Annotated in this window: 14 protein-coding genes; 7 read left to right on the top strand and 7 right to left on the bottom strand. The window is 55.4% G+C overall.

The window, feature by feature from the left end; all coding sequences use genetic code 11:
• Positions 1-39: 39 nt before the first annotated feature.
• Together dnaK and AAAH10_RS13590 are read right to left on the bottom strand one after the other, a co-directional pair.
• Positions 40-1,950, bottom strand: a complete 1,911-nt coding sequence (gene dnaK, locus AAAH10_RS13595; RefSeq protein WP_343564483.1) for a molecular chaperone DnaK — start codon at positions 1,948-1,950, stop codon at positions 40-42.
• 186 nt (positions 1,951-2,136) lie between these two features.
• Positions 2,137-3,537, bottom strand: coding sequence for an aminotransferase-like domain-containing protein (locus tag AAAH10_RS13590; RefSeq protein WP_343564481.1), 1,401 nt, complete (start codon positions 3,535-3,537; stop codon positions 2,137-2,139).
• A 104-nt stretch (positions 3,538-3,641) separates the two neighbouring features.
• Between AAAH10_RS13590 and AAAH10_RS13585 the strand changes: the two genes are divergently transcribed.
• From AAAH10_RS13585 to AAAH10_RS13570, 4 genes are all read left to right on the top strand, one after another.
• Positions 3,642-4,502, top strand: a complete 861-nt coding sequence (locus AAAH10_RS13585) for a DMT family transporter (protein ID WP_343564479.1) — start codon at positions 3,642-3,644, stop codon at positions 4,500-4,502.
• A gap of 191 nt (positions 4,503-4,693) precedes the next feature.
• Complete coding sequence (locus AAAH10_RS13580) at positions 4,694-5,245, top strand: hypothetical protein (RefSeq protein ID WP_343564477.1); 552 nt, start codon at positions 4,694-4,696, stop codon at positions 5,243-5,245.
• A gap of 22 nt (positions 5,246-5,267) precedes the next feature.
• Positions 5,268-5,891, top strand: a complete 624-nt coding sequence (locus tag AAAH10_RS13575) for an alpha-ketoglutarate-dependent dioxygenase AlkB family protein (protein WP_343564475.1) — start codon at positions 5,268-5,270, stop codon at positions 5,889-5,891.
• Positions 5,892-5,938: 47 nt separating this feature from the next.
• The gene (locus AAAH10_RS13570) at positions 5,939-6,985 is read left to right on the top strand and encodes a hypothetical protein (protein WP_343564473.1); all 1,047 of its coding nucleotides are present in this window, start codon (positions 5,939-5,941) and stop codon (positions 6,983-6,985) included.
• Here AAAH10_RS13570 and gshB read toward each other — a convergent pair.
• From gshB to rsmI, 5 genes are all read right to left on the bottom strand, one after another.
• Positions 6,972-7,922 carry a glutathione synthase gene (gene gshB / locus AAAH10_RS13565; protein ID WP_343564471.1) on the bottom strand — a complete coding sequence of 317 codons (951 nt, stop codon included), beginning with the start codon at positions 7,920-7,922 and terminating at the stop codon, positions 6,972-6,974. The genes AAAH10_RS13570 and gshB overlap by 14 nt on opposite strands.
• A gap of 108 nt (positions 7,923-8,030) precedes the next feature.
• Complete coding sequence (locus AAAH10_RS13560) at positions 8,031-8,912, bottom strand: SirB1 family protein (RefSeq protein ID WP_343564469.1); 882 nt, start codon at positions 8,910-8,912, stop codon at positions 8,031-8,033.
• Between the two features lie 37 nt (positions 8,913-8,949).
• On the bottom strand, positions 8,950-9,552 hold the full coding sequence (locus AAAH10_RS13555) for a BON domain-containing protein (protein ID WP_343564467.1): 603 nt from the start codon (positions 9,550-9,552) through the stop codon (positions 8,950-8,952).
• 56 nt (positions 9,553-9,608) lie between these two features.
• Positions 9,609-10,019, bottom strand: coding sequence for a YraN family protein (locus tag AAAH10_RS13550; RefSeq protein ID WP_343564465.1), 411 nt, complete (start codon positions 10,017-10,019; stop codon positions 9,609-9,611).
• A gap of 5 nt (positions 10,020-10,024) precedes the next feature.
• Complete coding sequence (gene rsmI, locus AAAH10_RS13545) at positions 10,025-10,933, bottom strand: 16S rRNA (cytidine(1402)-2'-O)-methyltransferase (protein WP_343564463.1); 909 nt, start codon at positions 10,931-10,933, stop codon at positions 10,025-10,027.
• 68 nt (positions 10,934-11,001) lie between these two features.
• On the opposite strand from rsmI, the gene AAAH10_RS13540 reads away from it, so the two are divergent.
• From AAAH10_RS13540 to AAAH10_RS13530, 3 genes are all read left to right on the top strand, one after another.
• Complete coding sequence (locus tag AAAH10_RS13540; RefSeq protein WP_343564461.1) at positions 11,002-12,477, top strand: penicillin-binding protein activator; 1,476 nt, start codon at positions 11,002-11,004, stop codon at positions 12,475-12,477.
• A gap of 187 nt (positions 12,478-12,664) precedes the next feature.
• On the top strand, positions 12,665-14,239 hold the full coding sequence (locus AAAH10_RS13535) for a SulP family inorganic anion transporter (protein ID WP_343564459.1): 1,575 nt from the start codon (positions 12,665-12,667) through the stop codon (positions 14,237-14,239).
• A gap of 139 nt (positions 14,240-14,378) precedes the next feature.
• Complete coding sequence (locus tag AAAH10_RS13530; protein ID WP_343564457.1) at positions 14,379-14,990, top strand: LysE family translocator; 612 nt, start codon at positions 14,379-14,381, stop codon at positions 14,988-14,990.
• Positions 14,991-14,994: the final 4 nt, after the last annotated feature.

Below are 14,994 nucleotides of genomic sequence, written 5' to 3'. Positions count from 1 at the left end.
GCTGCAAGCAGCCCCTTCAAGCGTCGGATCAGACTGGGATCAGTCTTTCTTCTTGTCGTCGTTGACTTCTTCGAAGTCTGCATCGACAACACCGTCATCGGCAGTACCGGAAGCCTGCTCACCGCCTTCGGCACCTTCTGCGCCTTCAGCGTTTGCATAGAGCGCTTCACCCAGCTTCATGGAAGCCTGTGCCAACTCCTGGGACTTCGACTGGATCTCCTCGAGATTGTCGCCTTCCAGTGCAGTGCGCAGTGCAGCAATTGCCGCTTCGATTGCAGCCTTGTCTTCGGCAGACACCTTGCCTTCCTCGACTTCACCGAGGGTCTTCTCGCTCTGGTGGATCAGGGCTTCACCCTGGTTTCTGGCCTCTGCCAGTTCACGACGCTGCTTGTCAGCATCCGCGTTGGCTTCGGCATCCTTCACCATTTGCTCGATATCGGAATCGCTCAGACCGCCGGACGATTCGATACGGATCTGGGTTTCCTTGCCGGTACCCTTGTCCTTTGCAGAGACATTCACAATGCCGTTCGCATCAATGTCGAAGGTCACTTCGATCTGTGGAACGCCACGTGGAGCAGAAGGAATACCTTCGAGGTTGAACTGACCCAGCATCTTGTTGTCAGCCGCCATTTCACGCTCACCCTGGAAGACACGGATGGTCACAGCGGACTGGTTGTCTTCGGCAGTGGAGAAAGTCTGGCTCTTCTTCGTCGGGATTGTGGTGTTGCGATCGATCAGCTTGGTCATCACGCCACCCAGGGTTTCGATCCCCAGAGACAGCGGTGTTACGTCCAGAAGCAGAACGTCTTTCACATCACCCTTGAGAACACCCGCCTGAATGGCCGCGCCGGTTGCAACAACCTCATCAGGGTTCACACCGCGGTGCGGGTCCTTGCCGAAGAAGCCTTTCACCTCTTCCTGGACCTTTGGCATACGGGTCATACCACCGACCATGATCACATCGTCGATCTCGCCCGGGGAAACACCGGCGTCTTTCAGCGCAGCTTTCACAGGCTCCATGGTGCGTGCGATCAGATCACCGACCAGGCTTTCCAGCTTCGCACGGGACAGTTTCAGCGTCAGGTGCTTCGGACCGGAGGCATCAGCCGTGATGAACGGCAGGTTAACTTCGGTCTGGGTGGAGGAAGACAGCTCGATCTTCGCCTTTTCGGACGCTTCCTTCAGACGTTGCAGCGCCAGCGCATCGTTGCGCAGGTCAATGGAGTTCTCTTTTTTGAACTCGTCCGCAAGATAGTCGATGATGCGGTTGTCAAAGTCTTCACCGCCGAGGAAGGTGTCACCGTTGGTGGACTTCACTTCGAAAACGCCATCACCGATTTCCAGAACGGACACGTCGAAGGTACCGCCACCAAGGTCATAGACCACAATGGTGCCGCTTTCGCTCTTGTCCATACCGTAGGCCAGCGCCGCAGCGGTCGGCTCGTTGATGATCCGCAGAACTTCCAGCCCCGCAATCTTGCCGGCGTCTTTTGTTGCCTGACGCTGAGAGTCATTGAAGTAGGCAGGAACAGTGATCACAGCCTGTGTGACAGACTCACCGAGGTAGGTTTCCGCAGTTTCTTTCATCTTTTGCAGGATGAAAGCGGAAATCTGGGACGGGCTGTATTTCTCTTCACGGGCGGAAACCCATGCATCACCGTTGTCCGCCTTGACGATGTCGTAGGGAACGATGTCCATGTCCTTCTTGGTCAGCGGATCGTCGAAACGACGGCCGATCAGACGCTTGATCGCAAAAAGGGTGTCTTTCGGGTTTGTCACAGACTGGCGTTTCGCTGGCAGACCCACCAGGCGTTCATCGTCTGTAAAACCAACCATGGAAGGCGTGGTACGTGCACCTTCCGCGTTTTCAATCACGCGAACATCCTTGCCGTCCATGACAGCAACACAGGAGTTCGTAGTACCAAGGTCAATTCCGATAACTTTGCTCATTTTTATTCCTCACACAGTTAGCAACCGAATTTGGCGGCCTTTCCTTGAAGCACCGCCGACTGGGTCCCTTATGGGTGCTTGTTGTACCCCTGACGGGTACGGTGGATATATATGCAGCCTCTTCATGCTCTGCAAGAATGAAAAAGGGAAAAAAGCACCAAAAATCGGCTTAAAGAACGCCTTTTGCTATGCCATGAGCCGCTTTAAAACCTCATAGATGCGCGGATCGGAAGACTGGGTCACATTGAAGCGCAGAAATCCGCTGGCAGAGCTGGACTGACTGAAAACATTCCCCGGTGCCAGAACGATGTTCTCGCTCAGGGCCTTGCGGGCCAGATCGGCGGCATCAGCACCGTCCGGAAGCTGGCACCAGAGATACATTCCCCCCTTTGGCATGATCCAGGGTCTGATCCCGACAGCTCCGAGTCTTTGCCTTGTCTCTCCCATGGAGCGGGCCAGCCGGGTGCGCAGACTTTCCATGTGCCTGCGATAGCTTCCATCCTTCAAAACAGTGTGAATCAGTCCGGCCGAGAGATTCCCCGCACCAAAGGTCGTCGCGATTTTCAGATCAACAAGCCCCTCGACCCAGTCCGGCCGGGCCACGATGTAGCCGCACCGGACAGAAGCTGAAAGACGCTTGGAAAAGGAGCCGATGTGAATCACGCGTTCCAGCCCGTCAAAGGCCGCCAGCCGCGGCGCGGTTTCATGCTCGAAATCCGCAAAGGTGTCATCCTCGACCACAATCATCCCGGAATCCTCGATCAGCTTGAGGATTTTGTGGGCGATCACGGGTGACAGAGTTGCTCCAGTGGGGTTCTGCAGAGCGGTGTTGGTGATATAAAGCCTGGGTCGTTCTTCTTTCAGCACCTGGGCAAAGGCATCCGGGTCCGGTCCTGCCGGGGTAAAGGGAACCGAGACAACCCTTGCCCTGTGTGCCCTGAGAATCGCGTGAAAATTGAAATAGCAGGGGTCATCCACCAGAACCGTCGCGCCCGGCTCAATCAGGAAACGGCACAGGAGATCAATGGCCTGTGTTCCTGAATCCGTCAAAAGAATCTGATCCGGGACAACATCCAGCCCGGAATTGATCAGCCGCTGTGCCAACAGCCCCCTCAGAGGCAGCGACCCCAGAGGTGTTGCATAGTCGACCAGCAGGCTTTCATCCCCCCTCGAGATCGTCCGCAAGGCCTTGCGAATGGAAGCCTCCGGCATCCAGCCCGGTGGCATCCAGCCACAACCGGGCTTCAGAAAACCCTCATCCGCCTCCAGCGACTGCCTTGACACCCAGAGCGGATCAACAGCACGGTCCAGCCGTGGCGCCAGATCGGCAAGCGAAAGGGGCGGAAGATGCCCGGCAACATAAAAGCCCGACCCGCGCCTGGACAGAATCACACCCTCCGCTGACAGACGATCGTAGGCCTCAACCACTGTTGAATTGGAAAAACCCAGTGTTCCGGCCAGACTTCGAATGGACGGAAGCCGGGCTCCCGGTGCCAGTGATCGTGAGGAGATTCTCTGTTGAATCAGGGAGACAACCTGCTCGACACGCGTTCCTTCCTGCCTGTGAATCTCTGCTTTGTGTTCCATCTGTATTGCCATTTGAATCAGTACAGTTTTGCAAAATTGTACTGAACTGTAACTGGTACATCGCGCAACCGCAAGCTATGCCGACAGGGAACGGAGGACAAGAAATGAACACAACAACACAAGGCTGGCTCAACGGATTTATCGGCGTTCTGATCTTCAGTGGCTCCCTGCCGGCAACCCGCGTTGCCGTCGGGGACTTCGACCCTGTCTTCCTCACCCTTGCCCGTGCAGCAACGCCAGCGCTGATTTCCTGTGTTCTCCTCCTGCTCTTTTCAAAAGCCAAACCCGCCCGGGAAGACCTTCCAGCGCTGATGGTCACATCCTTTTGTGTCGTGATCGGCTTTCCTCTTCTGACAGCCCATGCCCTGCAGCACATTACCTCGGCCCACTCCCTTGTCTTCATAGGGCTGCTTCCCCTTGCGACAGCCCTGTTCGGGGTCTTGCGCAATCAGGAGAAACCCCATCCCGCTTTCTGGATTTTTTCCCTGTCAGGGAGCGCACTTGTGGTGGGATTTGCCCTGTCGCAGGATCAGGCTGTCTCTCTCATCGGTGACAGCCTGATGATCATCGCAATTCTGCTGTGTGGTCTGGGCTATGCCGAAGGAGCGCGCCTGTCACACAAGCTTGGCGGATGGCAGGTCATTTCCTGGTCACTGGTCATTGCTCTGCCCGTAATTGCGCCACTTCTGCTGTGGTTCTGGCCAGCGAGCTTCTCACATGTTCAGATGCCGGCCTGGCTTGGCCTCGCCTATGTGTCCCTTTTCAGCATGCTGATCGGCTTTGTGTTCTGGTATCGCGGATTGATGCAGGGCGGCATTGTTTCCGTTGGACAGCTCCAGCTGCTGCAACCCTTCATGGGCCTGATGCTGGCTGCCCTGCTGCTGAACGAGACCATCAGCTGGGCCATGATTCTGGTCACAGGCGCTGTTCTCCTCTGTGTCAGAACGGCCAAACGCTACAGCTGACAATAAACCCCAAGTAAAAGCATCTGTAAAAGCCTGTGGTTTTTCTGTGTCAGAACGATCACAACTGAAACCCGGTTCTTCACAGAGACGTTATGTAAAGTATTTGTGTCCGAATGTGTTGGGTTCTGCCCTATTTCCGCTGCTTTTGAGCCTCCATATCCTTACCTGTAACTTCACTGAAAGGTTTGGATATGAAACGCATTCACTCTTTTGTTTTTGCCCTGATTGCTTTCACGCCTCTGATGCTCTTGCCACAGGCGGGTCACGCCGGTCAGTACAACCACAACAATGCCTACGAAAATGTTGTGGAAGACGTTATCGTCTACACAGCCAAACGCATTTACAGGGAATCACGCCATCAGGATCCCCATTACGGTGACCGGGACTATTCCCGCAAAACGCATCACAGCTATAAGAAGCCATACTACAAAAAGCACCACAGTCACGGCCGCAAGCTTTCAAAGAAACAGCGCCACAAACTGAAAAAACTAAGGCACGAGCACAGCTACAACGTACACCTTCTGCAAAAGGGACTGGAACACGACCTCCACAAACTGCGGATCCGGTACGGCATTGGTGATCACGGCTACAAAAGCAGACACCACTCCAAAAAGAAGCACAAATACTACAGAAAGTATGAAAAACGTGCAGACCACCGGATCTCGGCCTACTATAAGGATCTGCACAGGGAAAAGCGCTACTTTGAGAAAAAGCGCCGACATATCCTGAACAAACGATACTGAATCCCGGCCTTTCGGAGGTCCATTGAAACAAAACAGCTTTCCAGAAGGTTTCCGCTTTCTGCCCGGCTATCTGGACAGGGAAGCACAGGAAAATCTGCTCGATGAAATCAGGGAGGGTCTCAGGGACTCTCCCCTTTTTCAACCTGTCATGCCCGGAACGGGCAAACCCATGTCTGTGAAAATGAGCAGCTTTGGATCCTTCGGCTGGTACACAGATCAAAAGGGCGGCTACCGTTACGAACCACGGCACCCCCGGACCGGCAGGGACTGGCCCGCGATCCCCGGATCCCTTCTGAAACTCTGGGATGATCTGGCAGGCTACCCTGCGCCACCCGAAAGCTGTTTGATCAATTTCTATGAACCCGACGCCAGAATGGGTCTGCATCAGGATGCCGATGAACAGGACAAAAACGCCCCCGTTCTTTCCATTTCCCTTGGCGATACGGCACTGTTCAGGATCGGTGGTCCCAACCGCAGGGATCGCACGCAATCCATCAGACTTGAATCAGGCGATATCGTGATACTGGACGGGACAGCCCGTCACTGCTTTCACGGCATTGATAAAATCTATCCCGACACAAACACTCTTCTGAAGACAAGCGGACGTGTGAACATTACAATGCGGCGCGTACAAAAGCCTGCCTGATCAAACCACGGCAGGAAAAGCCAACTGGAATCAGGACTCAAACCCGTATGCTCTCTGCCCGAAGGTTCTTCCGGCTGTTTCTCAAGGCAACCCTGATTGCAGGAATCACGGGTTTTGCTACCCTGATGATCGGTCGCCATATCATGATCTCCAAAGCCGGAGAAAAGGCAGACCAGATCATTCAGGCTCTGGAACTCGAAAACGCAGATGATCTGTCCGATCAGGATTTCACACACCTGACCCGTCTGGTTTTTGACAACTTTGAACAAACCACCCACTCAAACTATCCCGAAATCATTGCCGCACGTTTTGTCACCAATCACCGCCTCCCGGACTGGATCAGACTGCCCAATGGTGTCATGGAGATGCTCTTCAACAGGGGTGAATGCAACAATGCTGCAAGCCAGCTGACCTTTGTTCTCAAGCAACTGGGATACAAAAGCCGTCAGTGGGACATGGTGGCTGAAGGAGGCGGGCACTCCGCCCTGATCCTTGAAAGGGACAATGGCGATCAGCTTTTTCTTGATCCCTTCTTCGGTCTTGTTGCAGTTGACACAGAAGCAGGACAGCTGATTTCACCGGCTCACGCGCAGCAACTGATCCGGAAGGGACAGCACCCCGACGAGGTCTTCCGGCTTCTTTCCGACGGGAGCGATGCCTCTTTCTATCAGAGCTTTGCGTCCGTCAAGATGGCCGCCCAGGGAGATAACCTGATTCTGGATTACAGCCTGCCTGCACTCCACGGACAAACCATCACAATTGGCCAGCTTGATTCCAGCATTGCAGACATCATGTCCGGTGGTTCAAACAACAACATATCCGCCTACTGGCACTATGTCGGGCACCGTTACAGCCGCGAATGGGTCAGGAAGCTGAAGGCACAGGATGACCTGATTCTGGAAATTTCCCTGATTCAGGATGCTACAGACAATATTCTGACAGCCTCACCTGCTCCTTCAGTTGAGGGGAAGACACTGAGCTGGAGTCTCAAGAAGGGTGAGGAAATCACCTTTACCGACGGAGAGGCAAAGCTGTCGCTTTCCCGTTTGAACAGCTATCTGGATGTTGACAGGATTGTCATCAGCCCGCGTTAAGCTGGGCCTCGATTGCATCCCAGATATCCGCTTCCAGTGTGACGCCATTGTAGCGGTTGATTTCCTGAATACCGGTTGGTGATGTGACATTGATTTCCGTCATGACATCCCCGATCACATCAATCCCGACAAAGATCAGCCCCCGCTCTTTCAGGGTCGGCCCGATCCGGGCGCAGATTTCACGGTCACGCTCGGTCAGTCCACTGGCATCCGCACGTCCACCCACATGCATGTTGGATCGCGCCTCACCTTCGGCCGGCACGCGATTGATCGCTCCGGCGGGCTCCCCGTCAATCAGGATGATACGCTTGTCACCCTGACGCACAGCAGGCAGATAGGCCTGCGCAATAATCGGTTCACGATAGAGATTGTCAAACAGCTCCAGTACGGAATTCAGGTTCTCGTCATCCGGCTTGATATGGAAAACGCCTGCGCCTCCATTGCCATAAAGCGGTTTGACAATGATATCCCTGTGCTCTGCACGGAAATCGTGAATCGCCCGGGGATCGGAGGAAATCAGAGTGGGGGGCATCAGTTCGGGAAACTCTGTGATGAAAAGCTTCTCCGGGCAGTTTCTCACCCAGGACGGATCATTCACAACCAGTGTCCGGGGATGCACGTGATCCAGCAGATGGGTTGCCGTGATGTAGGACATATCGAAAGGTGGGTCCTGACGCATCAGAATCACATCGATATCCTCGGCCAGATCAACGATCTCCGGCTCACCCAGAATGGCCGGATTGTCTGCCACTCTCTGGAAGGTCACCGGTCTGGCCCGCGCAACAACCTGCGTCCCGTGCATCGACAGGTCCCGGGGAAGATAGTGATAGACCTGATAGCCACGTTTCTGGGCTTCCAGCCCCAGGACAAAAGAACTGTCTCCATCAATCTGGATTGTGCTGACAGGATCCATCTGAATGGCAACGCGAAGGGTCATGGTCTCTGATCTTTCCTCGGACAACCGGGAACAGAACAAGCTGTCCGGTCTACTTATCGATAGGTTCTCATCCGGAGTATTGTGCCTGACAGGGCCGTCTTCAAGACCTTAATGCAGCTGCCTGGAAAGATTCTGCAAAACGGTTGCTGCTTCCATGACAGCTGTCGGGTCTTCAGAAAGCGTCATAAAGGTCTGCAGGGATTGCCGCGCCGCAAAGACATTGCCCTGTTCCGACTGCAGGTTAGCAGCCTCCCTCCACAATACAGCTTCTGTGGGCGCCATGCGAATCATGGTGTTGAGGATGGACAGTGCCGCATCAACACGCTCTGCTTCCAGCAACCGGATCTTGATGTTGTTCTGAAGCCGGAGAAGAATCATCCGGTCACTGATGGAACGGGTGTATTCGGAAGACAGGGGCTGTTCCGGACCAAGTGTATGCTTGAGCATGGCCCTCTGCCATGACAGGGGACGTCTTTCCCCTCCGTGGAAGGGATCCACAACGACCTTCTGCCCTCCGGCAGAAACAGACAGCAGAAAGTGACCCGGGAAATTCAGACCCTCGGCAGACCCTCCCAGGGCCCGAATCAGGTGAATGTAGAGAATGCCCAGGGAAATCGGCAAGCCACGGCGGCGGTCAATCACCGAGAGCAGGGAGGAGTTGTCCAGCGAGTCATAATTCTCCGTATCGCCCTGATAGCTGAACTGGTCATAGAGAACCGCATTGACCACGCTCAGGAGGTCATCCAGCTCCGGCGATCCTGCCACCTCCTGCTGCAAAAGATCCCTTGCCGCTTCGACAAGCTCTTCACCATGCTGGATATAGGGTGTCAGATCAACAGTCTGCGCCTGTTCAATATCCTCACTCGTCTCTGCAAGATCAGGCCTGTGTGCTCCCAGCACCAGGGCTGTTGCCAGCAGTTCGACAGCCTCATCCCCATGCTGCCCGACGGCATCCAGATGGTTTGCAAAGGAGGTAGCTTCTTCAGACATGGGCTCTGTCCCTGATGAAAAGGTGTGCAATGACGGACTATTGCAGACGGGAAGGATCATCCTTCAGGACGACATAGCTTACAACACGACGCACATAGGGAACATCCCGGGCATGGGCAATAACCCTGTTGACCTCTTCCTGATTCTGCCCAATCCCCAGCAGGTAGACATTCGCATTGGTCGTATTGACAGCATAGTTGACCGAAGTGACCTCGCCATCAAACAGAAGCTTGCTGCGCAACTGGGTTGAAATCCAGACATCGTTCGCCGAATCAAGCAGGTCTCCGCTGGTGTTGACTTCCAGTTCGTTGATCACTTCGCGCACCCCGGCCACCTGCCAGCTCAGCCTGACAGCCTGACCACGCGCCTCTTCCGTTTTGACAACACCGTTCAAAAGCACGCGCCCTTCATGGGAGGTCACGGAAACCTTGCGGAATGTTTCAATGTCATACTGGAACAGGCTCTCATTGATCCCCAGCACAATCTGGCTGTCTGAAATGGCCTTTTCCGTCGAGCGTTCCTGTGCAGCAACGGTTCCCGCTGTTGCTGCCGCACCAACAGCCGCGCCAATCGGCGTGCAGGCCGCTGTTCCAAGCGCTATCAAAACAAGAGTTCCAATCATCCGGAAAGGTCGCATCATTCTCTTTACTTTCGGTCTTTCATTTCCTGTTTCAGAAGATAGGGAAAACCCTATCTCTATTCTCTCCATGCATCGACAATATGGCGAGGCCATGACAAACCCCACCAGCCCCTGTCTGAAAAGGTCACAACATCATAGCGTTGTGCAAGAGCTTCCTTTCCCGCAGAAAGAAGAGCTTTCTCGGCCGCAAAGGCCTGTGCCGCTCTCATGATACGCTGCTGTTGTCCGGTTCCGATCGACTGCAGGGCCTCTTCATGCGTGGTTCTGGCCTTGACTTCAACAAAAACAAGCACCTGACCCTTTTGCATGACAAGGTCAATCTCGCCAACCCGCGTTTTGTAGCGTTTTCCCAAAAGGCGATAACCTTTCAACACAAGATAGAGGGCCGCAAGGGTTTCCGCCCGCAGACCACGCTTCCAGCGTTCCTGCCTTGTACCGGTGTCTCCCTGATTCCGTCCCTGTCTCACAGCCTTTACCCGCCATCCCCCTTGATCAGCGCCAGCGCTCTCTTGTAAACCTGCTTGCGGGGCAAGCCCAGCGCACCGGAAACGGAGGCAACAGCATCCTTGAGACTCGCGCCTTCAAGGGCCTTTTTGAGCTCCGCATCCAGTTCTTCCTCGCTGAGCCCTTCATCCCGCACCAGGGGAGCCCCGACAACCACAACGATCTCTCCTTTGGGATTCCCGCCGGCCCTGTAATGGTCTGCAAGTTCCTCCAGGGGACCGCGCCTGACCTCTTCAAATTTCTTGGTCAACTCCCGCGCTACAGCAGCAGGGCGATTTCCCAGCACAGCCGCCATATCGGCCAGGGAATCAGCCAGACGGCTGGGTCCTTCGAAAAAGATCAGCGTCGAAGGAACGGTTTTGATTTCATCCAGTGCGTTCTTTCTGGCGCCTGATTTGTTCGGGAGAAAGCCATGAAAGAAATAGCGGTCTGATGGCAAGCCGGACAGGAGCAGGGCCGTTGTCGGCGCCGAGGCACCCGGGAGTGCTGTGACCTCCAGCCCTTCCTCGATTACCGTCTGCACAAGCTTGTAGCCCGGATCTGAAACCAGCGGAGTGCCGGCATCCGACACAAGGGCCACAACCTCGCCTTTTTTGATCCGTTCAATGATCTGGGGACGCACCCTGGCGGCAGAATGTTCGTGATAGGCAATCATCGGAGCCTTCAGGTTCCAGGCCTGACACAGCTTTCCAGTGACGCGTGTGTCTTCGCAGGCTATAACATCAGCCTGCTGCAACAGCTTTTTTGCGCGATCTGTTATATCACCCAGGTTGCCGATCGGTGTTGCAACAAGGTAGAGTGCTGGTTCAGGTCCGGGTGGACTGTACTCACCGTCCTGATCAAGGCCGGGGGAAATCAGTCGATTTTTGTCTGTCATACTCTACTCATGAACAATCTGGTCGTTTGATCAGCTGGTGCACTTTGTTTGAAAGCGGAACAGGAACCTTGCAGGCTCTTCTGAACACTCTTCATATCCTTCGGGCTGTCTCGACAAAAGGCCGTCTTCCAGTCCTTTTTGCCACAGCAACCCTGATTCTTGCCGCCTGTGCGCCAACACCGCGCCCAGAGCCTACTGAAACCACCACGCCCCCGCAAGAAGAGACCACAGCCGCCGAGGAAACGCTGCCCGACACGGCTCCTTCCGAAGAGCTTCCGGACGCTTTCCCAGAAACAACAGACTCTGAGGAACAGCCCCTTGTTTCCGGTCCCCGGAAGACCAGGGTCGCCCTGTTGCTGCCCCTGTCAGGCCGTGCTTCCGCTGCGGGGCAGGCCCTGATGAATGCCGCACAGCTGTCACTTTTTGATCACGCCACTGAAAATTTCGAGCTGATCATTCGCGATACGGCAGGCAGTGCACTGCGCGCCCGACGCGCCGCAGAGGAAGTCGTCAGTGAAGGCGCGGAACTCATCATTGGCCCCCTGTTCGGGCAGTCCGTCACTGCAGTTGCTCCCGTTGCCCGCCAGGCCGGTGTCTCTGTTATGGCCTTTTCCAACGACATCGCTGTCGCCGGTGATGATGTCTACCTGCTCGGCCTCACCCCGGAGCAGCAGATCGACCGCGTCGTCAGCTATGCCCGTGAACAGGGCCTGAGCCGCTTTGCCCTTCTGGCACCGTCCAATGCCTTCGGAAACAGAATCTCCAGTGCAATGTCACAGTCTGTGAACAAATCCGGAGGCTTTCTTGTCAGGAACACCTTCTATCTTCCCGGTGCCCAGGATCAGCGCGAGACTATCAAGGCCCTTGCAAACTTTGACCAGCGCAATGCTGAACTCAAGGCGCGCCGCAGGGCACTGAACGCAGAAGGCACAGCCGCCGCAAAACGTGCTCTGAACCGTCTGAAAGGCCGTGATACTCTCAATCCACCGGACTTCGAGGCCATTCTGGTTGCCGCTTCCGGTCGTGATCTGCTCACTCTGGCTCCGCTGCTCAACTTCTATGATGTTGATCCCCGGGTTGTCCGCTATCTCGGCACGGCACAATGGGACAACCCGCGTCTGGGACGTGAGCCAACGCTGACAGGCAGCTGGTTTGCCGGCTATTCCCCGAAGAACTGGACGACTTTCTCCGAGCGCTATCGTCTTGTCTACGGCGACAATGCACCCCGACTGGCAGCGCTTGCCTATGATGCCATGGCTATGGCTGCCATTATGGCGCGCTCGGCAGAAAGCCGGGCAGTGCCTGTCGATTTCAGCAGGCAAATGCTCACCCGTTCTGCAGGCTTTACAGGCATCAACGGCTATTTCCGCCTCAACACAGACGGTCAGGTGGAACGTGCATTGCCTGTCCTGACACTGCAGCGCGATGCCGTTGAAGTGGTTGAGGAAGCACCTGCAAGCCTGCCAGTGGCCGAACAGTTCCCGGCAGGCTCCGGGACAACATCCGAAGCTCCGGTGACAAACGGGGAAACAGTTCCCCAATAGGCCCCGGCGACACTCCCGTAAAATACGGTTATGAAAATTTGGAAGGCTGCCCTGCAAAACGCGGGGTTTCGGCTGCTGTCCAAATCTGTTACACAGCGCGTCAAAGTGCCCCCTTGGCAGAAGACAACACAGCTGAACGGGTCGGCGCAAAATTTCGATCCCAGACAAAAGACGGGATATAAGTCTGATGAAAAACTACTCCTTTCTGGATAAGAGAAACCTCAAGGCCGACGTCCTCTCAGGCCTGACCGTTGCTCTGGCCCTTGTGCCGGAAGCCGTTGCCTTTGCCTTCGTTGCAAATGTTCATCCGCTGGTCGGCCTCTATGCTGCCTTCATCGTGGGGCTGGTCACGTCATTGCTGGGTGGGCGCCCGGGCATGATCTCCGGTGCGACCGGTGCCCTTGCCGTCGTGATCGCCTCCCTCGTCATTCAGCACGGTCCCGAATACCTTTTTGCGGCTGTCGTGGTGATGGGGATCATCCAGATCCTCGCGGGCGTTTTCCGCCTCGGCAAGTTCATTCGCATCGTCCCCCATCCGGTCATGCTGGGTTTTGTGAACGGACTGGCCATTGTGATCTTCCTGGCCCAGCTCACACAGTTCAAGGATTCCAGCGGCTCATGGCTGGAAGGTGAAGTGCTTTATCTGATGCTCGGTCTGGTTGCCGTGACCATGGGTATCATTCACTTCCTGCCAAAGTTCACCAAGGCCATCCCCTCTGCACTGGCTGCAATCATCGTGATCTCTGCACTGGTGATCGGTCTGGATCTGAACACTCCGACTGTTGGCGATCTTGCCTCCATCGCAGGCGGGCTTCCCGAATTCCACATTCCGGCTGTTCCCCTTACACTCGAAACACTCTGGATTGTCCTGCCCTACTCCGTCATTCTGGCCGCTGTCGGCCTGATTGAATCCCTGCTGACCCTGACGCTGATTGACGACATCACCGAAACCAAGGGAAGCACTGCACAGGAGTGTGTGGGCCAGGGTGTTGCCAACCTGATCACCGGCTTCTTTCAGGGGATGGGTGGCTGTGCCATGATCGGGCAATCCATGATCAACATCCGCTCGGGCGGCCGCAACCGCCTTTCCGGTACCGTTGCAGCCGTCTTTCTGCTGATCTTCATCCTCTTTGCTTCCAGCTACATTGAACTGATTCCGCTGGCTGCGCTGGTGGGTGTGATGTTCATGGTCGTGATCGGCACCTTTGCGTGGCCAAGCCTGAAAATCCTGCACCGCATTCCCAAGGCCGATGCCCTTGTCATCGTTCTGGTGACCTCGGTCACAGTCGCAACAGACCTTGCCATCGCGGTTGTTGTAGGTGTGATCGTTTCCAGCCTCGTCTTTGCCTGGAACGCAGCCAAGCAGGTCTCTGCCCGGATTGAAACCACAGGGGACGGCCAGCACACAACCTATACCCTCTCTGGTCCGCTGTTTTTTGGCTCGGTGGCAAACTTCAGCGAGCTTTTCGATCCGCGCAACGATGCAGACGATGTCATTATTGACTTCCGGAACTCCCGTGTCTGGGATCACTCCGGTCTGGAAGCCATCGACGCCCTTGCCGAACGCTATCGCCGCTATGGCAAGACCGTTCATCTGGTCCATCTCAGCCAGGACTGTCACCACCTGCTCAACAAGTCTGCCGATCTGGTTGAAGTCAATGTCATCGAAGACCCGCAATACGGTGTCGCAACAGACTACTTCCGCCACTATCACGATGACCTGCCCGGCGCAGTAGAAGCCAACAAGGCGTCAAAGGCCTGATACAGAAGGGGAAAGCGGATGGACATTTCATCCGCTTTCCTGCTTCCGCAGCAGATTGTCACAAGACAATACTTCCGTGGATCAGAATGTCTTTTGCAGATAAGCTCTGCCCATTGTTTGAAGAATGGAGTCTGAAACCGTGAGCTGGGAAACTGTTCTCACCCTGTCGATTGCCTGCATCATCGCCATGGCCACCCCCGGTCCCGGTGTTTTTGCAGTGATCAGTCGTGCGCTGGCTCTGGGCTTCAAACGCAACCTGCCCTTCATCATCGGAATGGTCTGTGGTGATCTGACACTTGTTGCGATCGCTGTCTCCGGCCTCGCGACACTGGCTGCAACAATGGGCGAGTTCTTCGCTGTTCTGAAGTTTCTTGCGGCAGGCTATCTGGTCTATATCGGCTACAAGGCCTTGCGCAGCAAGGCACAGACACTGGATGACATGGCTGTCAGCGACAAGGGAGCATGGCGCGCCATGAGCACCGGCTGGCTCCTGACGGCATCCAATCCCAAGGCCATTCTGTTCTATATGGCTTTTCTGCCCGTTTTTGTGGACATCCCGACACTGGGTCTGACCGGCATTCTGGAGGTCTGTGCCATCGTCACGGTCTGTCTGAGTTCCGTCATGGTCGGTTACGCCGTCCTGTCCAGCTCTGTGCGCACCCTGTTTCGCAAGCCAAAGGCCGTAAGGATGCTCAACCGCTTCACCGGAACAGCCATGATCGGCACTGCCGTCGCGATCGCCAGCCGCTAGACTG

The sequence above is a fragment of the Carbonatibacter coralli genome (assembly GCF_039592655.1).
Classification (GTDB): domain Bacteria; phylum Pseudomonadota; class Alphaproteobacteria; order Kiloniellales; family Kiloniellaceae; genus Carbonatibacter; species Carbonatibacter coralli.
This window is presented reverse-complemented; position numbering and strand designations above follow the sequence as displayed.